This window comes from Actinomyces timonensis (genome assembly GCF_040702965.1).
GTDB lineage: Bacteria > Actinomycetota > Actinomycetes > Actinomycetales > Actinomycetaceae > Actinomyces > Actinomyces timonensis_A.
Genome location: NZ_CP159989.1, coordinates 78,555 through 100,849, shown reverse-complemented (window position 1 = coordinate 100,849; position 22,295 = coordinate 78,555). Strand labels below are relative to the sequence as shown.

General features: G+C 68.5%; 20 protein-coding genes and 1 pseudogene. 17 read left to right on the top strand and 4 right to left on the bottom strand.

From position 1 onward, the window contains the following. The first annotated feature begins 61 nt into the window (after positions 1–61). The 4 genes from ABXS69_RS00425 to ABXS69_RS00410 all read left to right on the top strand — a co-directional run bounded on the left by ABXS69_RS00425 (position 62) and on the right by ABXS69_RS00410 (position 6,392). Positions 62–850 (top strand): restriction endonuclease, encoded by a 789-nt coding sequence (locus tag ABXS69_RS00425; protein WP_366180673.1) that lies wholly within the window; start codon positions 62–64, stop codon positions 848–850. Further along, a complete protein-coding gene (locus ABXS69_RS00420; RefSeq protein ID WP_366181600.1) occupies positions 733–5,049 on the top strand; it encodes a type ISP restriction/modification enzyme in 4,317 nt (1,438 codons plus the stop codon). The genes ABXS69_RS00425 and ABXS69_RS00420 overlap by 118 nt, the downstream gene beginning before the upstream one ends. A gap of 73 nt (positions 5,050–5,122) precedes the next feature. Then, positions 5,123–5,416, top strand: a complete 294-nt coding sequence (locus tag ABXS69_RS00415; RefSeq protein ID WP_366180672.1) for a type II toxin-antitoxin system RelE/ParE family toxin — start codon at positions 5,123–5,125, stop codon at positions 5,414–5,416. 28 nt (positions 5,417–5,444) lie between these two features. Further along, on the top strand, positions 5,445–6,392 hold the full coding sequence (locus ABXS69_RS00410; protein WP_366180671.1) for an ImmA/IrrE family metallo-endopeptidase: 948 nt from the start codon (positions 5,445–5,447) through the stop codon (positions 6,390–6,392). 325 nt (positions 6,393–6,717) lie between these two features. Here the strand turns inward: ABXS69_RS00410 and ABXS69_RS00405 are convergent, their stop codons facing one another. The 4 genes and pseudogenes from ABXS69_RS00405 to ABXS69_RS00390 all read right to left on the bottom strand — a co-directional run bounded on the left by ABXS69_RS00405 (position 6,718) and on the right by ABXS69_RS00390 (position 9,061). Beyond that, positions 6,718–6,903 (bottom strand): hypothetical protein, encoded by a 186-nt coding sequence (locus tag ABXS69_RS00405; protein ID WP_366180670.1) that lies wholly within the window; start codon positions 6,901–6,903, stop codon positions 6,718–6,720. Positions 6,904–8,011: 1,108 nt separating this feature from the next. Continuing rightward, a complete protein-coding gene (locus ABXS69_RS00400; RefSeq protein WP_366180669.1) occupies positions 8,012–8,461 on the bottom strand; it encodes a TipAS antibiotic-recognition domain-containing protein in 450 nt (149 codons plus the stop codon). An 85-nt stretch (positions 8,462–8,546) separates the two neighbouring features. After that, positions 8,547–8,822, bottom strand: a pseudogene (locus ABXS69_RS00395) (MerR family transcriptional regulator); the annotation flags it as partial. Between the two features lie 104 nt (positions 8,823–8,926). Next, complete coding sequence (locus ABXS69_RS00390) at positions 8,927–9,061, bottom strand: LuxR C-terminal-related transcriptional regulator (protein WP_366180668.1); 135 nt, start codon at positions 9,059–9,061, stop codon at positions 8,927–8,929. 90 nt (positions 9,062–9,151) lie between these two features. Between ABXS69_RS00390 and serC the strand changes: the two genes are divergently transcribed. The 13 genes from serC to ABXS69_RS00325 all read left to right on the top strand — a co-directional run bounded on the left by serC (position 9,152) and on the right by ABXS69_RS00325 (position 22,265). Beyond that, positions 9,152–10,240: a 3-phosphoserine/phosphohydroxythreonine transaminase gene (serC, locus tag ABXS69_RS00385; RefSeq protein WP_366180667.1), complete on the top strand. Its 1,089-nt coding sequence runs from the start codon at positions 9,152–9,154 to the stop codon at positions 10,238–10,240. A gap of 43 nt (positions 10,241–10,283) precedes the next feature. Further along, positions 10,284–11,465 (top strand): phosphoglycerate dehydrogenase, encoded by a 1,182-nt coding sequence (locus ABXS69_RS00380; RefSeq protein WP_366181599.1) that lies wholly within the window; start codon positions 10,284–10,286, stop codon positions 11,463–11,465. Positions 11,466–11,644: 179 nt separating this feature from the next. Beyond that, complete coding sequence (locus ABXS69_RS00375; RefSeq protein WP_366180666.1) at positions 11,645–12,367, top strand: FCD domain-containing protein; 723 nt, start codon at positions 11,645–11,647, stop codon at positions 12,365–12,367. Between the two features lie 193 nt (positions 12,368–12,560). Then, on the top strand, positions 12,561–12,806 hold the full coding sequence (locus ABXS69_RS00370; RefSeq protein WP_366180665.1) for a hypothetical protein: 246 nt from the start codon (positions 12,561–12,563) through the stop codon (positions 12,804–12,806). A 259-nt stretch (positions 12,807–13,065) separates the two neighbouring features. Beyond that, entirely contained in the window at positions 13,066–13,803 is a 738-nt protein-coding gene (locus ABXS69_RS00365; RefSeq protein WP_366180664.1) for an aspartate/glutamate racemase family protein, read from the top strand. Between the two features lie 81 nt (positions 13,804–13,884). Continuing rightward, the gene (gene arcC, locus ABXS69_RS00360; protein WP_366180663.1) at positions 13,885–14,826 is read left to right on the top strand and encodes a carbamate kinase; all 942 of its coding nucleotides are present in this window, start codon (positions 13,885–13,887) and stop codon (positions 14,824–14,826) included. 93 nt (positions 14,827–14,919) lie between these two features. Next, a complete protein-coding gene (locus tag ABXS69_RS00355) occupies positions 14,920–16,416 on the top strand; it encodes an NCS1 family nucleobase:cation symporter-1 (RefSeq protein WP_366180662.1) in 1,497 nt (498 codons plus the stop codon). 107 nt (positions 16,417–16,523) lie between these two features. Further along, entirely contained in the window at positions 16,524–17,882 is a 1,359-nt protein-coding gene (gene allB / locus ABXS69_RS00350; RefSeq protein WP_366180661.1) for an allantoinase AllB, read from the top strand. A 92-nt stretch (positions 17,883–17,974) separates the two neighbouring features. Beyond that, positions 17,975–18,970, top strand: coding sequence for an aspartate carbamoyltransferase (locus ABXS69_RS00345; protein WP_366180660.1), 996 nt, complete (start codon positions 17,975–17,977; stop codon positions 18,968–18,970). 68 nt (positions 18,971–19,038) lie between these two features. Continuing rightward, positions 19,039–19,449, top strand: a complete 411-nt coding sequence (locus ABXS69_RS00340) for a DUF3830 family protein (protein ID WP_159624225.1) — start codon at positions 19,039–19,041, stop codon at positions 19,447–19,449. 60 nt (positions 19,450–19,509) lie between these two features. Continuing rightward, complete coding sequence (locus tag ABXS69_RS00335; protein ID WP_366180659.1) at positions 19,510–20,331, top strand: transketolase; 822 nt, start codon at positions 19,510–19,512, stop codon at positions 20,329–20,331. Next, positions 20,328–21,281 (top strand): transketolase C-terminal domain-containing protein, encoded by a 954-nt coding sequence (locus ABXS69_RS00330; RefSeq protein WP_366180658.1) that lies wholly within the window; start codon positions 20,328–20,330, stop codon positions 21,279–21,281. The genes ABXS69_RS00335 and ABXS69_RS00330 overlap by 4 nt, the downstream gene beginning before the upstream one ends. Positions 21,282–21,341: 60 nt before the next feature. Continuing rightward, on the top strand, positions 21,342–22,265 hold the full coding sequence (locus ABXS69_RS00325; protein ID WP_366180657.1) for a TIM barrel protein: 924 nt from the start codon (positions 21,342–21,344) through the stop codon (positions 22,263–22,265). Positions 22,266–22,295 lie beyond the last annotated feature (30 nt).

The following is a 22,295-nucleotide window of genomic DNA, read 5'->3' as shown; positions in this document are numbered from 1 at the left end:
CCGCGTGAGCCAGCCTGGATGATCGGCGACGGCGCCTCCGCCGCGACCGTATGCTCCCGCTGTGAGCACGCAGAGCATCGATGCGATCCTGGACGCCCTGTACTACGAGGCCAGGACCGAGCGCGGTAAGGGAACGAGCTTCGAGCGGCTGGTGCGCCAGTTCCTCCTGACGGATCCGCGCTACGCCGAGCGCTTCGACGAGGTGTGGATGTGGACCGACTGGCCCGAGAGGGGTAGCCGGCCGGACCGCGGTATCGACCTCGTCGCCCGCGAGCGGCAGACGGGCGAGCTGTGTGCCGTCCAGTGCAAGTTCTACGACCCCCAGCACTCGGTGACGAAGGCGGACGTTGACACCTTCCTCGCGGAGTCCGGCACCGGCGAGTTCTCCTCGCGCCTGTTCGTCTCGACGACGGAGCGCTGGAACCGGGCGGCAGAACAGACCATCGCTCACCAGGCTGTCCCGGTCTCACGCATCGGACTTCAGGATCTGTTCAACTCGACAATCGACTGGGACTCCTTCAGCCTTCAGACGCCGGAGGTCATGGTCCGCACCGGGCGCAAGAGCCTGCGCGAGCACCAGAAGCGGGCGCTGACCGCTGTGACTGAGGGGCTGCGGGCGGCCGACCGGGGTAAGCTCATCATGGCCTGCGGCACTGGAAAGACCTTCACCTCGCTGCGTATCGCTGAGGCAGTTGCGGGCGCCGGGGGGGGGTGCTGTTCCTTGTCCCTTCGATCGCGCTGCTGTCGCAGACGCTGCGTGAGTGGAGCGCCGAGGCTGGGGTGCCGTTGCGCTCCTTCGCGGTCTGCTCGGACGCGAAGGTCGGCAAGGGGCGTGGCGCTGACAGCCTAGGCGAGGACATCTCGGTGGTGGACCTGGCGATCCCAGCCACCACCGACGCTGACGCCCTCGCGCAGCGCCTGACCCGGCCGGCGGCGAGCGTCGACGGCACCGACGCGATGACGGTCGTGTTCGCGACGTACCAGTCGATTGATGTTGTTGCGCGCGCCCAGGAGGCGGGTGCCCCAGCCTTCGACCTCATCATCTGCGACGAGGCGCACCGCACCACCGGGGCGACCCTGGCCGGCACGGATGAGTCCGCCTTCGTCCGCGTCCATGATGACGCCTACGTTCGCGGGGCTAAGCGCCTGTACATGACGGCTACGCCCCGCATCTACAACGACTCCACTAAGGCTGAGGCCAGCCGCAAGGACGCGGTGCTCGCCTCCATGGATGATGAGGCGACGTACGGGGCTGAGCTGTTCCGCCTCGGCTTCGGTGAGGCGGTCTCACGCAGTCTGCTCACCGACTACAAGGTGCTGGTCCTCACGGTCTCGGAGGACCAGGTCGCGTCCCGGCTCCAGTCCTGCCTGGCCGAGGACGGCCAGCTCAAGCTCGACGACGCCGCCCGCATTGTCGGCTGCTGGAACGCCCTGGCTAAGCGCAGTGTGGAGGCGGGGGACTTTGGGGCCGATGCCCAGCCGATGCGCACGGCAGTCGCCTTCGCGCGGGACATTGCCACGTCCAAGCGCTTCGCCTCCTCCTTCAACGGGGTGGCTGAGGACTACCGGCGCACCCTGGAGGAGCCCGGTGGTGGTGCCGCGTCCGGGCTCGCCTCGGTCGAGGTGCGTCATGTGGACGGCTCGATGAACATCCTGGAGCGCACGGGCCTGCTGTCGTGGCTGTCCGACGGCGATGGTGGTGCCGGGCGAGCTGGCGTGGGGACCGATGGTGCGGGTGATGAGGCGCCCACCGGATGCCGGATCCTGAGCAATGCGCGCTGCCTGAGCGAAGGGGTGGACGTGCCGGCGCTCGATGCCGTGATGTTCCTGTCCCCGCGCAAGTCACAGGTGGACATTGTCCAGTCCGTGGGGCGGGTGATGCGCCTGGCTCCGGGCAAGAACTACGGCTACATCATCCTGCCGGTGGCGATCCCGACTGGGATGGCGCCCGAGCAGGTGCTGTCGGACAACGATGTCTTCCGGGTCGTGTGGGAGGTCCTTCAGGCGCTGCGTGCTCACGATGAGCGCTTCGACGCCATGGTCAACAAGATCGACCTCAACCGCTCCAAGCCGGACAAGATCGCCATCATTGACCCCTTCGCGGACGGCGGTGCCGACGGCGGTGCCGGCGGCGGGGCGGACGGGGCGTCGCCGTCGGCCGCGGTGCAGGGGGCCTTCGATCTGGACTCACTGGGCCAGTGGAAGGAGGCGATCTACGCCAGGCTCGTGCAGAAGGTGGGCTCGCGCCAGTACTGGGAGCAGTGGGCGACGGATGTCGCTCGGATCGCTGAGAGGCATCGCACGCGCCTGGCCCAACGGGTGGTGGACCCGCGGGTGGCCGACGAGTTCGAGGCTTTTGTGGCGGCGCTGCGGGCCAATCTCAATGACTCGATCACCCCGGACGCGGCGATCGACATGCTCTCCCAGCACCTCATCACCAAGCCGGTCTTCGACGCCGTGTTCGACGGCTACGACTTCGGTGCCGAGAACCCTGTGGCCCAGGTGATGGGCCGGATGCTCACGGTGCTTGACGGCTCCCACCTTGAGGCTGAGACCGAGGCGCTTGAGGGCTTCTACGCCTCGGTGCGTGAGCGCTGCGCCGGCATCGACAATGCTGAGGGCAAGCAGCGGGTCATCACCGAGCTGTATGAGAAGTTCTTCTCCCTGGCCTTTAAGAAGACCGCCCAGTCCCTGGGCATCGTCTACACGCCGGTTGAGGTCGTCGACTTCATCCTGCGCAGCGTGGACTGGCTGTCACGTCAGCACTTCGGGCGCGGCATGACTGATGAGGGGGTGCATGTGCTCGATCCCTTCACGGGGACGGGCACCTTCATTGTGCGGCTGCTGCAGTCGGGGCTGATCCGTCCCGAGGACCTGGCGCGCAAGTACGCATCCGAGCTGCATGCCAACGAGATCCTCCTGCTGGCCTACTACATTGCGACGGCGAATATTGAGGTGGCGTACCGCGACCTGGCCGGCTCGGGCGGCGCGGGTGAGGCGGACGGCGGCGGGTATGTGCCCTTCGATGGCATCGTCCTGACAGACACCTTCCAGATGGGTGAGGACGACGACGTCCTCGACCGCAGCATCTTCGTGGCCAACAATGACCGCGCCGAGGCTCAGAGGGCGCTGGATATCCGTCTCATTGTGGGTAATCCGCCCTACTCGGTGGGGCAGGCCTCGGCGAATGACAACAACGCCAACCAGCCCTGCCCCTGCCTGGACCGGCGTATTGCCGCCACCTACGCTGCGCGCTCAACGGCCACGAACAAGAACTCCCTGTATGACGCCTACCTGCGGGCGATCCGTTGGGCGAGCGACCGGGTGGGTGACGCCGGGGTGGTCGGTTTTGTCACCAACGGTGGGTTCATTGACGCCAACACGGCCGACGGCGTGCGGCTGAGCCTGGCGGAGGAGTTCGCGCATGTGTATGTCTTCAACCTGCGGGGGAACCAGCGCACCGCGGGCGAGCTGTCCCGCAAGGAGGGTGGCAAGGTCTTCGGTGCGGGCTCCCGGGCCACGGTGGCGGTGACCTTCCTCGTCAAGGACCCCGCCCACACGGGGCCGGCCGTCATCCACTACCGGGACGTGGGCGATTACCTCAGCCGTGAGGACAAGCTTGCCATCGTCGCGGGCTCGCACGTGGAGGCGATGGACTGGGACGAGCTGGTTCCGAATGAGGCTGGCGACTGGGTCAACCAGCGCGACCCCAGGTACGCCACCTGGCAGCCCATCGGCGGCGACAGGGAGAGCAATGGCGTATTCCAAATGCGCAGTCGCGGTCTCGCAACGGCAAGAGACGCATGGGTCTACTCCTACTCTCTCCCTCAGCTGTCGCAGCGTGTCTCCGACATGGTGGAGTACTACAACGCCCAGGCGCAGGCCGGGGTTGAGCCGGACTTCCTCGACCCCACCCTGTTCTCCTGGAACCGGGTGGACAAGGCGAACGTCAGAAAGCATCGCACCTACCGATTTGATGCGGGGCGCCTGTACACCTCGGTCTACCGGCCCTTCGTCAAGCAGCACGTCTGCTTCGATCGGCAGCTCAACGACATGGTGTACCGGCTCTACGAGTGCTTCCCCACGCCGGCGCACGACAACCTGGGGTTCTACGTCGTCGGTTCAGGTTCTGATGTTCCTTTCTCCGCACTTGTGACAGATCTGGTTCCGAATCTGCATGTGACGGGTGCGGGGAGTGGAGGCCAGTTCTTCCCGCGGTGGCGATGGGAGAAGGTCTCGGGCCGCCACGCCGCCACGGGCGACGCCTTCGACCTCGACGCCCTCAGGCAGCCGCAGGGTGGGGCGGGCTCCGCCGTCGGACAGGAGGGTGAGGTCATGGGCAACTACCGGCGCGTGGACAACATCACCGACGCCACCCTCACCACCTACCGCGCCGCCTACGGGCCCGAGGTGGACAAGGCTGACGTCTTCTACTACGTCTACGGCCTGCTGCACCACCCGGAGTACCGCAGCCGCTACGCCGCGGACCTGAAGAAGTCCCTGCCGCGTATCCCGCTGGTGGCCACCCGTGAGGACTTCACCGCCCTGGCCACGGCCGGGCGGGCCCTGGCGGACCTGCACCTGGACTACGAGGAGGTCGAGCCCTGGCCGCTGACCCTCACCGTGGACGGGGCGCCGGTGCCGTGGGCGCAGCGCGACAGCCTCGACCCGGCGCTGCTGCGCGTGGAGAAGATGCGCTACGCCAAGGCGCGCATGGACGGCAAGAAGGTCGATGACAAGACCTCGATCGTCTACAACGAGCACATCACGCTCTGCGGCATCCCGAAGCAGGCGCAGGACTACCAGCTCGGCTCACGCAGCGGCCTGGACTGGCTCCTCGACCGCTACCGGGTGACCACCGACAAGGCCTCCGGCATCGTCAACGACCCCAACGCCTGGATGGACGAGGGCGCCGGCGCCGAGCCGGGATCCGGAGCGCAGCCGCTCTACCTGGTCAACCTCATCGCCCGCCTGGCCACCCTCTCGGTGCGCACCCAGCAGATCGTGGAGCAGCTGCCCACCCTGGTGGTGCGGGAAGGGACTGAGTGATCTGCATGACAGTAGACGAGGTTCCGTACCCTCTACCCACCACAGGTTGTTACCGTATGGGTAACATACGGTCGTGGAGGTGAGGTACGCGGACCGCAAGGTCGAGAAGGTCTGCATCAACCAGCGTCAGATGAAGCGCGCGCTCGATGCCGCCGTGGCCAAGAAGCTCCGGCTCCGCATCGCCGAGCTCCACAACGTCGAGTCCTTCGCTGACCTGTTGCGTGGCACTGGACGCTGGGAGCAGCTGACCGGTGATCGGGCTGGCCAGTGGTCAGCCCGGCTCAGTGCCAACTGGAGGCTCATCGTCATCGACGAGGGTGGTACACCCGTCGTCGCCTGCGTCGTTGAGATCATCGATTACCACTAGCCCAACCACGTCCCCAAGGAGGGCAGTCATGAATCAGTACCCCGACTACATGGTGCCCACCGGCGACTATATTGCGGAGTGGATGGAGGACGAGGGCGTCAACGCCGCAGAGCTCGCCCGTCAACTCGACGTGAGTCGCAAGCACGTGAGCAAGCTTCTCCACGGCGAGGCCCCACTGAGTCACGACATGGCACTCAAGCTTGAGAACGTCACCGGTGTGCCTGCGCGCATCTGGAATCTCCACGAGGTCGGCTATCGTGAGGCGCTCGCTCGTCGCAAGGCCGATCGCGTCCTTGAGGATCAGTATGAGCAGGTCAAGGCTTTCCCGCTGAAGTACTTGCGCGACAACGGCTTCATCGCCGCTGGCGCAAGGGACAAGACTGGCACGGTGCGTGACCTGCTGAAGTTCTTACGCGTCTCCTCCGTCGACGCTTTTGTGAGGACCTGGGGGGAGGGGGCGGTTGCCTATCGACGCTCCGCCGTGGGGCATCAGGATTCTCCGTCACTGGCAGTATGGCTGCGCGCCGGTGAGCTGGACGTCAATGACGAAGACATGCCGCCTTACGACCGGACCCGACTTGAGGAAGCGATTACGGATCTTCGAGCGTTGACTGTCGAGGAGTCGGCTGTGGGTGTTCGTAGAGCGCAGGATCTCCTGCGTGAGTGCGGTGTCACTCTTGCTCTGATCCCGGCGGTTCCAGGTCTTGGGATCCATGGTGCGACTCGGTGGTTCGGTGGCCATCCCCTCATTCAGCTGTCCGGACTGTGGAAGAGCGATGACCAGTTCTGGTTCGCGCTGTTCCATGAGATTGGGCACGTCCTGCTCCATGACGTGAAGGGTCTCTACCTTAGCGACGCCAAGGACGAGATGGAGCAGGAAGCCAACGAGTACGCCTCGCATGTACTCGTTCCTGAGGGATGTGAGGATCGACTTCCCAGCGGGAGGAATATTTGGGCCATTCGAGAAGCTTGCTGACGAGATTGGCATTGCGCCGAGTATCGTCCTGGGACAGGCTCAGCGTCGAACTGGTGACTACCGCTGGGGCCACGATCTCAAGCGTAAGGTCGATCTAAGAGCGATCTCCTCGCAACAGGAATGCTGACGCAGATATTGGGCTCTGACCACCACGCCTAGCCCAAGCCCGTGTTCATCGGTCTGCGACCACGTCCGACTTGGCCGCTGTGATTGGCGTGTCTCCCGTGGCATTCCTCCCCCCCTGACGAAGAACCGCGGCATCACGTTCAGGGACCTGACCCCGTCCACGAAGGCGCAGCCGCGACCCGCACCCCCGGCACCTGCGCTACATGCGGGCGCCGCAGCCGGAGCAGAAGGTGGCGTCCTCGGTCTCGAGGTACCCGCAGGACCGGCAGCGCACACGGATCTGCGGCTCGGCGCCCCCGCCCAGCCCGCCCAGTGCGGGCACCTCCTCAAGCCGCTGCTGGTCCTTGGCTCCCTGCGCGCGGCTCCAGGGCTCAGCGTCGCGCACCTCTCCCTGGGGGACAGGATGACGCCTGAGCCAGCCAGGCCCTTGCGCCCGATCTTCTGCAGCGTCTGGCCGCCGATCATGAGGAGGATGCCGACGAAGGCGAAGGGGAAGGCGTTGACCGTCCGGTTGAAGTGTGTGTCGAAGGCGCTGTGGTTGCCGGCCACCGAGTGGAAGCTCGTGAAGAAGACGACGAAGACGGAGACGAAGGCGAGGAACCCCACGACCTGCAGTGCGATACCACCGTAGTAGGCCCACTTGCGCCAGGGCTCGACGTCGTACTGGCGTTGCCGGCCCCCGTTGTCGTTGTAGGGGGACTGTGAGTAGTCGGTGCTCATGAGGCTCCATTCATCGCTGCGGTCACCAGCTGTGAACTGGCGCACGACGCCCACAGGATATGCCGTCAGCCGCCACAGCGCTGATGAGGGACGCGAGACACGAGCGATGTCACGCGTCAGGTCGGGCGTCTTGCGCCCAGTGGGACGCCTACAACCCCTCCATCCAAGCGCCTTCATCAGCTGACTCAAGACCCGCTTCTACAGCGGCCTCGACGCCGCCTACGGACTCCTCCAGCACGCCCCTCACGCGTGATCACCGCCGACCGCCCGGCCACCGCCTGGCCACCGCCGGGCCCGCGCGGTCATGACCGACGCGGTCCCACCCAGCGGGCACGATCGCTGGTCATAGGTGGGTCCCGTAGCCATGGTTGCCTCCCGCGGTGGCAGGTGCTGTCGGGGGACGCGCGCTCATGCACGCTCACGCTCATCGGGCTCTGACAGAATCCGCGGAATCCTGCGGTTTTCTGGCTCGGCGGTTTCAACTCCTTCGGCTCCCATGTGCATGAGCAACCGTCATGCACATGGGAGCCTCAGAAGCGGTTTTGGGCAAAAGGGCCCAAACGGCGGAATATCAACGAAAAGTCCGAATTGGCTAAATCGCGCCAGTCACTTGAGCGTGCAGTCCCCGCCCGGCGCCCCGGCCCGGGCACACTCATGGCGGGCTCCAGGCCGACCTCGCGACCACGCCCACTCGCACCCGCAAGGCCAGCGCACCACCGAACGGCCTACCGCCCCGCCGACGTCGACTAAGGCCGGGCCGCCCCCGAAGGGCCTCACTCCCAGGCGGCGGTCGCCGGGTCGACGCCGTGGGTGGCGGCGTTGGCGTCGATGACCTCCTTGATCCAGGCGGCCAGGCCGGGCTCAACGGCGTCGTAGTAGGCGGTGAAACGGGGGTCGGTGACGTAGCCGCGGGCGATGAGCACCTGCTTGGAGTGGCTCGTGTCGAACCAGTAGGCGATGCTCGCGCGGTGCTGCTCGGCCAAGGCGTTGGCGCGCTCGCTGCCGGGCTGGACCCCCTGGCGCATGGCGGCGGCCAGGTCGGCCACGAGCTGGTCCGAGTCCTCCTTGACCTGCGTCCAGTCGGAGGCGTTCATGGAGGCTCGGCGCTTCTCGGACTGGACCCACTCGTCGGTGTCGCCCCAGCGCTGCTGGGCCTCCTCCTCCCAGGCGGGGTCCCAGTCGGTGCCGAGGATCTCGGCGCGCTGCTCGGGCGTGGTGCTCATCAATGTCTCCTTCTCCGTGCAGCTCCTCAACCGCGCGGACCATCCGCTGCAGCCTGGTGATGCGCTCTTCCAGGAGCACGTGCTGGCGCCCCAGGTGCTCCAGCGCGCTCGTGCCGGGCGCGTCCAGCAGCTCGCCGATGCGGGCGAGCGGCATGCCGGTCTCCCGGTAGACGAGGACCTGCTGGAGGCGGGCGACGTCGTCGGGCGAGTAGAGCCGGTAGCCGGCCCAGGTGCGGCCCGAGGGGGCGGCGAGCCCGAGCGCGTCCCAGTGGTGCAGGGTGCGCACGGACACTCCGACGAGACGCGCCACCTCACCGACAGTCAGGTCTTGCCCGGCTCCGGGCAGGTCGCGCTCACGCATGTGCTCAGCATCCCAGTGGTGTCTCACGGGTGCGAGCCTGGAGCCTGACGCCGCGTGAGGGTCAAGGGCGCCGGGGAACCGGACCGGGCCGTGATCAGGCACCGTCAGATGAGCCCTGCGCGTGCCGCGAGGACGGCGACCTGGGTCCGGTTGCGCGCGCCGAGCCGCCCTTGCGCACTGCTCAGCAGGGTCTTGACGGTGGACGCGGAGACGTGGAGCCGCGCCCCCGATCTCCTCATTGCTCAGCCCGGCCAACGGCATCGCCTCGCCCGCTCCCCAATGGCGGACTCGTGACGCCCGCGTGGCGCGCCCACGGGCATACTGGCCCCATGCGCGTGCACAACTTCTCCGCCGGCCCCGCCCAGCTCCCCCTGCCCGTCCTGGAGCGGGCCGCCTCCGAGCTCACCGACTGGCGCTCCTTCGGGATGTCCGTGCTCAAGGTCTCCCACCGCGGCAAGGACTTCACCGCCTGCGCCGCCGACGCCGAGGCCACCATCCGCCGCCTGACCGGCGCGAGCGACGACTACGCCGTCCTCTTCCTCGCCGGCGGCGCCACCGGCCAGTTCTCCGCCATCCCCGCCAACCTCACCGAGCGCGGTGACACCGCCGCCTTCCTCAACACCGGCCAGTGGTCCGCAAAGGCCATCAAGGAGGCCAAGCGCCAGGGGGTGGACGCCGTCGTCGTCGCCGACGAGGCCGACTCCTCCTACACCACCACCCCCGACACCGGCTCCTTCACCGTTCCCGAGGGCGCCCGCTACCTCTACTACTGCGCCAACGAGACCATCGGCGGCGTCACCATGCCCTACGTTCCCACCGAGGAGGCCGCCGGCGTGCCCATCGTCGCCGACGTCTCCTCCATGTACCTCTCGCGTCCCATCGACGTCGACGCCTTCGGCGTCATCTTCGGCGGCGCCCAGAAGAACCTCGGCCCGGCCGGCATGGACATCTCCCTCATCCGCAAGGACCTGCTCGGCCGCGCCCGCTCCGACGTCCCCGCCATCTGGGACTGGAAGGTCATGGCGGACAACGATTCGATGCTCAACACGCCGCCCACCTTCTCCATCTACCTGCTGGGCCTCATCCTGCACTGGATCGAGGACGAGGGCGGCCTGGCCGCCATGGGTGAGCGCAACGACGCCAAGGCGCAGCGCCTCTACGACGCCATCGACGCCTCCAGCTTCTACGCCAACCCGGTTGAGAAGCGCTCACGCTCCGCCATGAACATCCCCTTCACCCTTGCCGACCCCGCCCTGGACGCCGACTTCCTGGCCGGCGCCGAGGCTGCGGGTCTGACCAACCTCAAGGGTCACCGCTCCGTCGGCGGCATGAGGGCCTCCCTCTACAACGCCATGACCGACGACGGCGTGAGCGCCCTCATCGACTACATGGCGGAGTTCGAGCGCACCCGCGCTTAAGAAGCGTCACCGACATCCCGACCCGCGTCACCGACAGAAGGACATCACGTTGACCAAGCAGTTCCGCGTCAGGACCCTCAACGCCATCTCGGGCGCGGGCCTGACCCGCTTCCCCGCTGAGACCTACGAGGTCGGCGAGTCCGTCGCCTCCCCGGACGCCCTCCTCGTGCGCTCCGCCAAGCTGCACGACACCCCGATCCCGGACAGTGTCCTGGCCATCGCCCGCGCCGGTGCCGGCACGAACAACATCCCCGTGGCGGCCATGACCGAGCGCGGCGTGCCCGTCTTCAACACCCCCGGCGCGAACGCCAACGCCGTCAAGGAGCTCGTCCTCGCCGGCCTGTTCATCGCCTCGCGCAACCTCATCCCGGCGGCCCGCTTCGCCCACGAGCTCGAGGGCGACGACGCCGCCTTCTCCAAGGCCGTTGAGGCGGGCAAGAAGCAGTTCGTCGGCTTTGAGCTGCCCGGCAAGACCCTCGGCGTCATCGGCCTGGGGGCCATCGGCGTCCAGGTGGCCAACGCGGCCCTGGGGCTGGGCCTGAAGGTCATCGGCTTCGACCCGGCCATCAGCGTCGACCACGCGTGGAACCTGTCGGCGGAGGTCGAGCGCGCCCGCACCATCGAGGACGTCTTCCGCCAGGCGGACGTCCTCACCGTCCATGTGCCCCTCATCGAGGCGACCCGGGGCCTGGTGTCCACCCAGCACCTGGCGATGATGAAGCACTCCGCCGTCATCCTCAACTTCGCCCGCGCCGAGATCGTCGACGAGGCCGCTGTTGTCTCCGCCCTCGACCAGGACTACCTGCGCGGCTACGTCTGCGACTTCCCGTCGACGGCGGTGCACAAGCACCCCAAGTGCATCTCCCTGCCGCACCTGGGTGCCTCGACGAAGGAGGCGGAGCGCAACTGCGCGGTCATGGCCGTTGATGAGCTGCGCGGCTTCCTTGAGGACGGCCAGGTGCGCAACTCCGTCAACCTCCCCGAGGCCGTCATGGCCCGCGCTGAGGGAACCCACCGCCTCGTCATCATCAACCGGAACGTGCCCAACATGGTCGGCCAGGTCTCCACCCTCGTCGCCGAGCACGGCCAGAACATCGCCAACCTGCTCAACAAGTCCCGGGGCGACCTCGCCGTCACCCTCGTCGACGTCGAGGGCGATCCCGCTCCCGGCGTCCTGGACGAGCTCCTCGCGATCGACGGCGTGCTCTCCGCTCGCTGCGTCTGACCTCCCCCGGGAGGCCGCCCCGCCCGTATTAGGGGATCGGGGCTCGCGTGCGCGATACTGCTTATCGTGGCATCGCCCGGACACCTGATGCCCGAGCGTGATCTGCATGTTCATGGCGCGGCCCGCATCGGACCGGCCAACGGCCGGGCGCCGTCGCGCCCGCGATGAGAAGGCGCAAGATGGCTCACGACATGGTTGCCAACGCCGTCGAGAAGATCCTCGACGCGGTGGTCGACAAGACCTTCGTGGAGGACATCCCCCTCCCCGGCGAGTCCGAGCTCGCCCGATTCCTCAAAGTCTCACGGCCCACGATGCGCGAGGCCGTGCGCAACCTCTCCATGGGGGGCGTCCTCAACGTCGTTCACGGGCGGGGCACCTTCCTCCTTCCCCGCTTCCGCTGGCGCGAGCTCCCCTACCTCATGTACGTGGCCGCCCACGAGGGCCGGGTCTCCGAGGTCGAGGTGGACGTGCTCGGCGTGGAGGAGATGCTCGAGGTCGGCGCCGTCCGCCTCGCCGTCCAGCAGCGCACAGAGGAGCACCTCGCGGAGATGCGCCGCTGCCTGGAGGAGTTCGACCTGGCGCAGAAGACCGAGAACGTGCAGGCCCTCGTCGGCCTCGACCACGCCTTCCACGACGCCATCGTGGACACCACCGGCAACCAGTTCGTCGCCTCCACCCTGCACCCCCTGCGGGACGCCCTGCTCGGCGTCCGCTTCCGGGCCTTCGAGTCCCCCGAGGCCAGGCGGCGCACGAGCGAGCAGCACCATGCCCTGCTGGAGGCCATCGAGGCCCGTGACGAGCAGCGCGCCGTCTCCCTCATGCTCGAGCACATGGGCACCACGCGCGCCGACATCCTCTCGGCGCGGGAGCGCGAGGGCAGTGAGCTCGACGAGAACCTCTGAGCGTCCAGTTGACTGTGACCCATTCGTGTGAGCAAACCAATTCCCCAGAGGTCTGAGTACGCCCCTGACGTGCCGTAAACTCGTTCTGCCCCCAACTGGGGCGCAGAGCCGTACGGAGTCGTGCAGGAGCGCGACAGCTCCTGCCGGCACATCAAGAAGGAGAGCAGGAGAAATGTCCGCCATCACCGCGCCCATGAGCGAGTCGTCCCTCCCGGCGGCGGCCGGCGTCATCGCCCCCGCGCAGCCCCATGAGCGGGCGGCGGGCGTCGCCGACATCGCGATCATCACCGTCGCCTTCGCGATCCTGGCGATCCTCGGCATGTTCACCGCCTTCGCCGCCATCGCCGGTTCGATGCCGGCGGTCGTCATCGGCTCGCTCGTCTCGGTCGTCCTGTCCGTGGCCACCGCTTTCACCCAGCTTCACCGCGCCGGGCTCTGATCCCGCCGCGACCCCGAGCGCCGGCGGACCGCCAGTCCCCGGCCCTTTGCTCAACCAGCGCCCCGCCGCCCAGTGCCGCGGGGCGCTCGCGCGCTCGCGGCGGCCACTCGCGCCCCCGGCCAATCAGATCGTGACAGGGTCTTGCGCCCGCATGTGACATGGCTTACGCTTAGTTCACACAACTTAGAGCACTGACCTCTGAGGAGTGTGGCTCGCAATGATGCAGAGCCGGACAGTGACCGCGGGGCGGAGCGAGAGCATGAGAATCCTTGTCGTCAATGTGAACACCACCGAGTCGATGACCCAGTCGATCGCCGAGGCGGCGCGCGCCGTCGCCGCCCCGGGCACCGAGATCATCGGGCTCACCCCCACCGTCGGCGCGGACTCCGTCGAGGGGAACTTCGAGTCCCACCTCGCCGCCGTCGCCGTCATGAGCGCGGTGACCACCTGCCCCGAGCCCTTCGACGCCGTCGTTCAAGCCGGGTTCGGGGAGCACGGCAAGGAGGGGCTCATGGAGCTCCTGGACGTCCCCGTCGTCGACATGACCGAGGCGGCCGTCCACCTTGCCATGCTCCTGGGCCGCTCCTTCAGCGCCGTCACCACCCTGGACCGCACCGTCCCCCTCATCGAAGAGCGCCTGGCGGCCTTCGGGCTGGCTGCCCACTGCGCCTCGGTGCGCTCCACCGGCATGGGGGTCCTCGAGCTCGAGGACGTCGACGCCGCCCGGCGCGCCATCATCGCCCAGGCCCGCGCCGCCCTCGATGAGGACCGCGCCGAGGTCATCGTGCTCGGCTGTGGGGGGATGGCCGGGCTCGACGCTGAGCTCAGCCAGGAGCTGGGCATCCCCGTCGTCGAGGGCGTCGCCGCTGCCGTCAAGCTCGCCGAGGACCTCGTCAGGCTCGGCCTGAGCACATCGAAATCGCGCGCCTACGCCGCGCCGCGCCCCAAGGAGGTGCGCGGCTGGCCCCTCCCGAGCGCCCGGGGCGCGGCCACCTGAGGCGGTCACCGCCGCCGATCGCCAACCGCCTTTCCCCGCCCCTGACCAACCCACACCGTTCCACCCCTGAAAGGACGAGCCATGAGCACCCGAGGAGTCGTCGTCGCCGTTGGCGGCAATGCCCTGGTCAAGAACAGCGATGAGATCTCCGTGGCCCACCAGGCCGCCGCCGTGGCCGAGTCGGCCGCGAGCATCGCCCGTCTGGTCGAGGCCGGATTCACCCCCGTGGTCACGCACGGCAACGGGCCGCAGGTCGGCTTCCTGCTGCGGCGCGCGGAGCTGGCCCTCGGCGAGCTGCCGCCGATCCCCCTGGACGTCCTCGGCGCCGACACCCAGGGCGCCACCGGCTACATGTTCGCCCGTGGCCTGCGCAACGCCCTGGCCGAGCGCGGCATCTCCAAGGACGTGGCCGCGATCGTCACCCAGACCGTCGTCGATCCCGCCGACCCCGCCTTTGACGACCCCACCAAACCCATCGGCTCGTTCATGAGCGCCGAGGAGGCCCAGCGCCACGAGCGCGAGGAGGGGTGGGTGCTGCGCGAGGACTCCGGCCGCGGCTACCGCCGGGTGGTCGCCTCGCCCCAGCCCCTCGAGATCGTCGAGGCGGGCACGATCCAGGCCCTCACCGACGCCGGCAGCATCGTCATCGCCTGCGGCGGCGGAGGCATCCCCGTGCGGCGCGACGACGCCCGACTCACCGGCGTGGAGGCCGTCATCGACAAGGACCTCGCCTCTGCCCTGCTCGCCAACCGCCTCGGCGTCCAGGACTTCATCATCTGCACCGCCGTCGACGCCGTCTGCCTCGACTTCAACAAGCCCACCCAGGCCGAGCTGCGGTCCCTGACCATCGCGCAGGCTCGCGAGCACCTCGAGGCGGGGCAGTTCGGCGCCGGCTCCATGGCCCCCAAGATCCAGGCGGCCGTCTCCTTCCTCGAGCGCGGCGGGAAACGGGTCATCATCACCTCCCTCCCCCGCATGGTCGACGCCCTCGCGGGCGCCACCGGCACCACCATCACCCCCTGAATCCCGCCACCCCGCTGAACCGCATCCCGTGCCTGAGCGCACGAATCACATCCGAGGGCGATGACGCCCACCCCTGACGGAAGAGGTCGCACCATGGCACCACAGCAGACGGCCGCCCCGAGCGCCGAACCAGAGATCAGCAACAGCCTCGTCAACGACGACCTCCTACCGCCCAAGGAGCGCGACTGGGGGTTCTTCTCCCTCTTCGCCATGTGGATGTCAGACATCCACTCCATCGGCGGGTACACATTCGCCGCCGGGCTCTTCGCCCTCGGCCTGGGCGCCTGGCACGTCTTCGGCGCCCTGAGCATCGGTATCGTCGTCGTCTTCTTCCTCATGAACCTCGTCGGCTTCGCCGGGCAGGCCACCGGCCTGTGCTACCCGGTGCTGGCCCGCATCACCTTCGGCACCGTGGGCTCCAACCTGCCCGCCCTGCTGCGCGGCGCCGTCGCCATCTGCTGGTACGGCATCCAGACCTGGCTCGCCTCCAAGGCCGTCATCGTGCTCCTGGGGGGCCTGTGGCCAGGCATCACGAACCTCGGTCAGACCCGCTTTCTGGGTGAGACGCTGCTCGGCTGGGCCGCCTTCCTGTTCATGTGGTGCCTCCAGATCCTCCTGCTGCGCCGCGGCATGGAGACCATCCGCAAGTTCCAGGACTGGGCCGGCCCCGCCGTCTGGGTGGTCATGTTCCTGCTCACCGCCTACGTCCTCTACCTGGCCGACTGGCACATCTCGCTGAGCCTGACGGCGGAAGCGCCCCAGTGGGGCACCGGCTACGCCCTGCTCGCCGCCATCAGCCTCACCGTCACCTACTTCTCCACCCTCCTGCTCAACTTCTGCGACTTCTCGCGATTCGCCCCCAACCGGCAAGCCGTGTGGATGGCGAACCTGTGGGGCCTGCCCGTCAACTTCATCGCCTTCTCCGTGGTCTCCGTGCTCGTGACGGCTGGCTCCTACCAGATCTACGGCGAGTACATCTACGACCCCGTGGACCTCGTTGCCAAGATCGACCACCCCATCGCCATCGTCCTGGGAGCCATCACCTTCACCGTGGCCACCCTGGGGATCAACGTGGTGGCGAACTTCGTCTCCCCGGCCTACGACCTGGCCAACGCCTGGCCGGCGAAGATCGACTTCAAGCGGGGCGGGTTCATCGCCGCCTGCATCGCCCTGGTCATCACGCCGTGGAACCTCTACAACAACCCGGTCGTCATCAACGTGTTCCTCGCCGCGCTCGGCGCGGTGCTCGGACCCCTCTTCGGCATCATCATCGCCGACTACTACATGCTCCGGAAGGGCCAGGTCCAGGTGTCCGAGCTGTTCAAGCGGGACGGCATGCACACCTTCGCCTCCGGGTGGAACATGCGCGCCGTCTGGGCCTTCCTCATCGCCTCGGCGCCCTCGATCATCGTCGCCGTCGTCCCGGTCGCTTTCTGCAAGTTCCTCAGCCCGTTCTCCTGGTTCATCGGAGCCGTGCTGGGCCTGGTGATCCACCTGCTCATGTCCCGGGCGGACCCCTACGTCCTCAGGGCCGTCCGCCAGGCCCGGACCGTCGACCTCGACGCCGACCGCGACTCCGTCGCCCGCTGAGCGCGTCCGGCATCGGGCCCGCCCTGAACCCCCCGCCAGCGCTAAATGCCCCTGACCAGCACTCATCAACCCTGACCGCCCCACTGCGGCGGCGAGAGGAGAGCATCATGACCACCGCACCGACATCATCGACCGGGCTGGCCCATGACCTCGTCGTCACGGCCAACCGCGCGGTCCTGCCCGACGGCATCCGGCCCGCGGCCGTCGTCATCGACGGCGAGCGCATCACCGCCGTCGTCGAGCCCGGGACCGCCCCCATCGCCCGCGAGCGCATCGAGGTCCCCGACGACCACGTCCTCATGCCCGGGCTCGTGGACTCCCACGTCCACATCAACGAGCCCGGCCGCACCCAGTGGGAGGGCTACGAGACCGCCACCCGCGCGGGGCTGGCCGGGGGCGTCACCACGATCCTCGACATGCCGCTCAACTCCTCCCCGCCCACCGTGAGCGTGGCGAGCCTCGAGCTCAAGGAGGAGGCCGCTCGCGGCAAGCTCTCCGTGGACGTGGGCCTGTGGGGAGGCGCCGTCCCCGGCAACACCGCCGAGCTCGCGCCCCTGTGGGAGCGCGGCGTCTTCGGCTTCAAGTGCTTCACCGCCCACTCCGGTATCGACGAGTACGGCTTCCTGGGATACGACGGCGTGCGCGAGGCCCTGGGCGAGCTCGCCCGCGTCGACGCCCCGCTCATCGTCCACGCCGAGGACCCTGGCGTCCTGGCGAGCGCCCCGCAGGAGATCGGCCGCGACTACGCCGGGTACCTGCGCTCGCGGCCCGACGCCGCCGAGACCGCCGCGATCTCGGCCGTCATCGAGGCCGCCCGGGCCACCGGGGCGCGGATCCACATCCTCCACCTCGCCTCGGCCCAGGCCCTGCCCCTCATCCGCGCCGCCAAGGAGGAGGGCCTCCGCATCACCGCCGAGACCTGCCCGCACTACCTCACCTTCGCCGCCGAGCAGATCCCCGACGGCGCCACCGAGTACAAGTGCGCCCCGCCGATCCGCTCCGAGGCCAATCGCCGTGAGCTGTGGGCGGGACTCCTCGACGGCACGATCGACCACGTCGCCTCCGACCACTCGCCGTGCACCATCGACCTCAAGCGCCAGGGCACCGGCGACTTCTCCCAGGCCTGGGGAGGCGTGGCCTCCGTGCAGCTCGGGCCCGCCGCCGTGTGGAGCGCCGGCGCCGAGTTCGGGGCGACCCTGAGCGACCTCGCCCGCTGGTACGGATGGGCCCCCGCCGCGACCTTCTCCATCCCCGGCAAGGGGGCGATCGCCGTCGGCAATGACGCGGACCTGATCGTCCTCGATCCCGAGGCCGCCTTCACCGTGGACGTGACCGCGCTGGAGCACCGCAACCCGATCTCGCCCTACCAGGGGCGTGAGCTGCGCGGCGTCGTCAACCGCACCATCCTGCGCGGCCGGAGCGTCGACCGCGACTCCAAGGCCGGGCGGCTGCTGCGCCGCCGCTGACCGCCCACTCCGGCCGCCCTATCGGTGGCGGCCCACCGCCCGCCATCCGCCGAACCACTCACCCACCACCGCTTCCCGAAGGAGGAAGGAACATGTCTGAGCACATGCGATCGCTCAAGGGGCTCGTGGACGCCGTCGACAACGTCGGCAAGAGCTTCATCTCCATCAACGACCTGTCCGACACGCAGCTCTACAACCTCTTCGAGCTGGGCAAGAGCCTCGAGCTCTTCAACCGCACCCGGGCCGAGATCCTCACCGACAAGATGATCGCGCTGATGTTCTTCCAGCCCTCGACGCGCACCCGCATGAGCTTCCAAACCGCCGTCGAGCGGCTCGGTGGCATGACGATCGTCGAGGCCAACCCCAAGGTCACCTCCTCGGTGGCCAAGGAGGAGAGCATCGAGGACACGATGCGCTGCGTTTCCCAGTACGCCAACCTCATCGTGCTGCGCCACTACGACGAGGAGGAGGCGCGCCGCGGCGCCGAGGCCGCCGAGTGCCCCATCATCAACGGCGGCTGGGGCCACTGGGAGCACCCCACCCAGGCCCTGCTCGACCTGTACACCATGTGGCGCCGCTTCGGGAGGATCGAGGGTCTCAACGTCGCCGTCGTCTCCCCGGACATGATCGAGGCCCGCACCGGCCACTCCATGGCCTACGGGCTGGCGCGCCTGGGCGCCAACGTCACCATCTGCTCCGACTCCGACCGGCGCACGCCCACCGAGGTCACCGACCGCATCCGCGCAGAGTCCAAGGCGGGCCTCAGCGAGGAGTTCGACTTCGAGCAGGACACCTTCAACGACTTCGTGCGCACGCAGGACCTCATCTACCTGCCCGGCTGCTCCGCGCCCGCAGGCGCCAAGGCCGAGGAGTTCAAGACCCTCATGGATCGCTACTTCGTGCGCTACGAGACCCTCGCCGAGGAGGCGGAGAAGGGCCACCAGATCTACGTCACCCACACCCTGCCCCGCCGCGCTGGCGAGATGGACCTGCGGATCGACGACACCCCGCACCAGCTCTACTTCCGGGCGATCCTCCAGTCCGTCTCGATCCGGATGGCCCTGGTCACCTCGATCCTCGGCCTATGAGGCGCGCCCCGTCCCGACGGTGCCGCCCCACCACCATCACCACCCACCCCCACGAAAGGACACGAACCATGCTTGAGATCACTGCGGGCGGCTACACCTTCAAGGCCCGCTACGAGGAGGAGGCGGCGCCGCGCACCGTGGCGGCCTTCCGCGAGAAGCTCCTGCCCCTGGACTCCCGGATCATCCACGTGCGCTGGTCCGGCCAGGCCGGATGGATCCCCTTCGGGGACCTCGACCTCGGGATCGAGCCGGAGAACGGCACCTGCTACCCGCACCCCGGCGAGATCGTCATCTACCCCGGAGGCGTGTCGGAGACAGAGCTGCTCATCGGCTACGGCTACGTGAACTTCGCCTCCAAGGCTGGCCAGCTCGCCGGCAACCACTTCGCCACCATCGTCGAGGGCAACGAGAACCTCCCCGCCCTGGGCGAGAAGTTCCTGTGGGAGGGCGCCCAGGAGATCTCCTTCCGCGAGATCTGAGACCACACGAGGGTCGGCCCCGCTCATCCCGGAGCGGGGCCGCCCGGGGAGGAGGAGCGAATGCTCACCGACGATGAGCTCTCACAGCTCACGGACGTCGCCCGCCAGTGCCGGCGCGACATCGTCCGCATGACGAACAAGGCGGGCAGCGGTCACCCGGCCGGATCACTGTCCGCGATCGACGCCCTGGTGGTCCTCTACCTGCACCACCTGCGGGTGCGTCCCGAGGAGCCCGACTGGCGCGAGCGCGACCAGTTCTTCCTGTCCAAGGGGCACTGCACGCCCGCCTACTACGCGGCCATGGCCGCCCGCGGGTTCTTCCCCCGCGAGGAGCTCATGACCTTCCGGGCCCTGCCCACCCGGCTCCAGGGCCACCCCTCCAATACCCACCTACCGGGGGTGGACTCCTCCTCCGGCTCACTGGGCCAGGGGCTGTCCGTGGCCAACGGCGCCGCCATCGCCGCCAAGCACGACGGCCTGGACTCCCGCTACTACGTCATGATCGGTGACGGCGAGAGCCAGGAGGGTCAGATCTGGGAGGCCGCGATGACCTCCTCCGACCGGGGCCTGGACAACGTGTGCGCCCTCATCGACGCCAATGGCATCCAGCTCGACGGCACCGTCGACTCGGTCAAGTCGCTCGGCGACCAGGGGGCCAAGTGGCGGGCCTTCGGCTGGGAGGTCATCGAGATCGACGGCCACGACCTGCGAGCCATCGACGGCGCCCTGACCCGGGCGGCGCTTACCAAGGGCGCGCCCACGGCGATCATCGCCCGCACCGTCAAGGGCAAGGGCGTGAGCTTCATGGAGAACACGGCGAAGTACCACGGCCTGGCGCCCACCGACGCCGAGCTGCGGATCGCGTTGGAGGAACTGCGATGAGCCAGACCACCCGGATCAGAGAACCGCGTGACGGCTACGCCGAGGCGCTCATCGAGCTCGGCCGTGCCCACGAGGACGTCTTCGTCATCGACGGCGACTGCTCCAAGGCCAACTACACCTTCCGCTTCGGGGAGGCGATCCCCGAGCGATTCATCAACCTGGGCATCGCCGAGTGCGACATCGTGGGCACTGCCGCGGGCCTGGCGGCCATGGGCAAGGCCCCTTTCGCCAACGCCTACGCAAACTTCCTCACCGGGCGCGGCTTCGACCAGATCCGCGTCTCCGTGGCCTACTCGGGCCGGGCGGTGACGATAGTCGGCCACAACGCCGGCACCACCGCCGCGCAGGAGGGCGCCACCCACCTGCCCCTGGAGGACGTGAGCCTCATGCGCTCCATCCCCGGGATGACGGTTCTCGTGCCCTGCGACGCCGTCGAGATGGGCAAGGCCGTCCGCGCCGCCTACGCCCACCCCGGGCCCGTCTACCTGCGGGTCGGCAAGCTCGGCGTGCCTGTGCTCACCGAGGAGGCCACCCCCTTCGCGATCGGTCGCGCCGTCACCCTGCGCGAGGGCGCCGACGTCTCCCTGCTGACCACCGGCGCCATGGCCTCCGAGGCCCTGGGGGCCGCTGAGCTCCTGGCCGCCGAGGGCATCAGCGCCGAGGTCGTCCACCACCACACCATCAAGCCCCTCGACGCCGACTCCGTCCTGGCCAGCGCCGATCGCACGGGCGGACTCGTCACCGCCGAGGAGCACTCGATCATCGGAGGCCTGGGATCCGCCGTCGCCGAGACGCTCATCGAGGCCCGGCCGGTGCCCATGGAGCGGGTGGGGACCCGGGACGTCTTCGGGGTGTCCGGAACCATGGACGAGCTCTTCGACCACTTCGGGCTGCGCGCCGCCAATATCGCCGACGCCGCGCGCCGCGTCATCGGGCGCCGCAGGGGCTGACCCCTCCCCGCCTCACCATTCGCGCCTCCGGCGCATCCATCCACTCAAGGAGCGAGCATCATGAAGGAATCCCTCCACGACTACATGAAGGTCGGCATCGTCCACTTCATGGCGGACCCGGCCGCCATGACCGGAGAGGGCGAGATCGCCGCCAGCGTCGCGCGCATCGCCGCCGACGACTTCTTCGACGCCATCGAGGTCACCCACGTCAAGGACCCTGCCGAGCGGGCCGACGTCGCAGCGGTCGTCTCCAGCGCCGGGATGACCGTCGGCTTCGGTGGGCAGCCCCTCATCCTGCGGGGCAGGCTCAACCTCAACTCTACCGATGACGCCGAGCGCGCCGCCGCCATCGAGACCCTCAAGGGCGGCATCGACCAGGCCTACGAGCTGGGCGCCGGCAAGTTCGGCTTCCTGTCCGGCCCCAATCCGCCCGCCGACCAGCGTGAGACCGCTCTGGGGCTCCTGGCGGACTCGATCGTCCAGCTCGGCCGCTACGCGGCCTCCAAGGGGGATCTGACGCTCTCCCTGGAGACCTTCGATGACTCCACCGACAAGTGCGCCCTCATCGGCACCAACCGGCTCGCCTGCGAGCTGGCCCGGGAGGTGCGCAAGGCGATCCCCGGCTTCGGGCTCATGGTGGACCTGTCCCACCTGCCCATGCAGGGCGAGACCGTCCACCAGGCGCTGAGCGAGACCGCCGAGTTCATCAACCACGCCCATATCGGCAACTGCGTCATCCGGGACCCCTCGGACCCCGCCTACGGGGACAAGCACCCCGCCTTCTCCCACCCCAAGGGGGAGAACAACGTCCCCCAGGTGCGCGAGTTCCTGCGCGGCCTGCTCGACATCGGCTACCTGCGCACCGACGCCGCCGAGCGCCCCGTCGTCGCCTTCGAGGTCCAGCCGCTTGGCGCAGGGGAGAGCACCCAGACCGTCGTCGCCGACGCCAAGCGGGTCCTCCGCGAGGCCTGGCGCACCCTATGAGACCACTGATCCGAGAAGGAGTGAGCTTGT

Excerpts from the sequence above, each read along its gene's own strand:
- ABXS69_RS00345 (WP_366180660.1), top strand. The coding sequence starts at position 17,975 with ATGTCTGAGCACATGCGATCGCTCAAGGGGCTCGTGGACGCCGTCGAC.
- ABXS69_RS00375 (WP_366180666.1), top strand. The coding sequence starts at position 11,645 with ATGGCTCACGACATGGTTGCCAACGCCGTCGAGAAGATCCTCGACGCG.
- ABXS69_RS00355 (WP_366180662.1), top strand. The coding sequence starts at position 14,920 with ATGGCACCACAGCAGACGGCCGCCCCGAGCGCCGAACCAGAGATCAGC.
- arcC (WP_366180663.1), top strand. The coding sequence starts at position 13,885 with ATGAGCACCCGAGGAGTCGTCGTCGCCGTTGGCGGCAATGCCCTGGTC.
- ABXS69_RS00365 (WP_366180664.1), top strand. The coding sequence starts at position 13,066 with ATGAGAATCCTTGTCGTCAATGTGAACACCACCGAGTCGATGACCCAG.
- ABXS69_RS00410 (WP_366180671.1), top strand. The coding sequence starts at position 5,445 with ATGAATCAGTACCCCGACTACATGGTGCCCACCGGCGACTATATTGCG.
- allB (WP_366180661.1), top strand. The coding sequence starts at position 16,524 with ATGACCACCGCACCGACATCATCGACCGGGCTGGCCCATGACCTCGTC.
- ABXS69_RS00370 (WP_366180665.1), top strand. The coding sequence starts at position 12,561 with ATGAGCGAGTCGTCCCTCCCGGCGGCGGCCGGCGTCATCGCCCCCGCG.
- ABXS69_RS00335 (WP_366180659.1), top strand. The coding sequence starts at position 19,510 with ATGCTCACCGACGATGAGCTCTCACAGCTCACGGACGTCGCCCGCCAG.
- ABXS69_RS00330 (WP_366180658.1), top strand. The coding sequence starts at position 20,328 with ATGAGCCAGACCACCCGGATCAGAGAACCGCGTGACGGCTACGCCGAG.
- ABXS69_RS00390 (WP_366180668.1), bottom strand. The coding sequence starts at position 9,061 with ATGAGGAGATCGGGGGCGCGGCTCCACGTCTCCGCGTCCACCGTCAAG.
- ABXS69_RS00325 (WP_366180657.1), top strand. The coding sequence starts at position 21,342 with ATGAAGGAATCCCTCCACGACTACATGAAGGTCGGCATCGTCCACTTC.
- ABXS69_RS00400 (WP_366180669.1), bottom strand. The coding sequence starts at position 8,461 with ATGAGCACCACGCCCGAGCAGCGCGCCGAGATCCTCGGCACCGACTGG.
- serC (WP_366180667.1), top strand. The coding sequence starts at position 9,152 with ATGCGCGTGCACAACTTCTCCGCCGGCCCCGCCCAGCTCCCCCTGCCC.
- ABXS69_RS00340 (WP_159624225.1), top strand. The coding sequence starts at position 19,039 with ATGCTTGAGATCACTGCGGGCGGCTACACCTTCAAGGCCCGCTACGAG.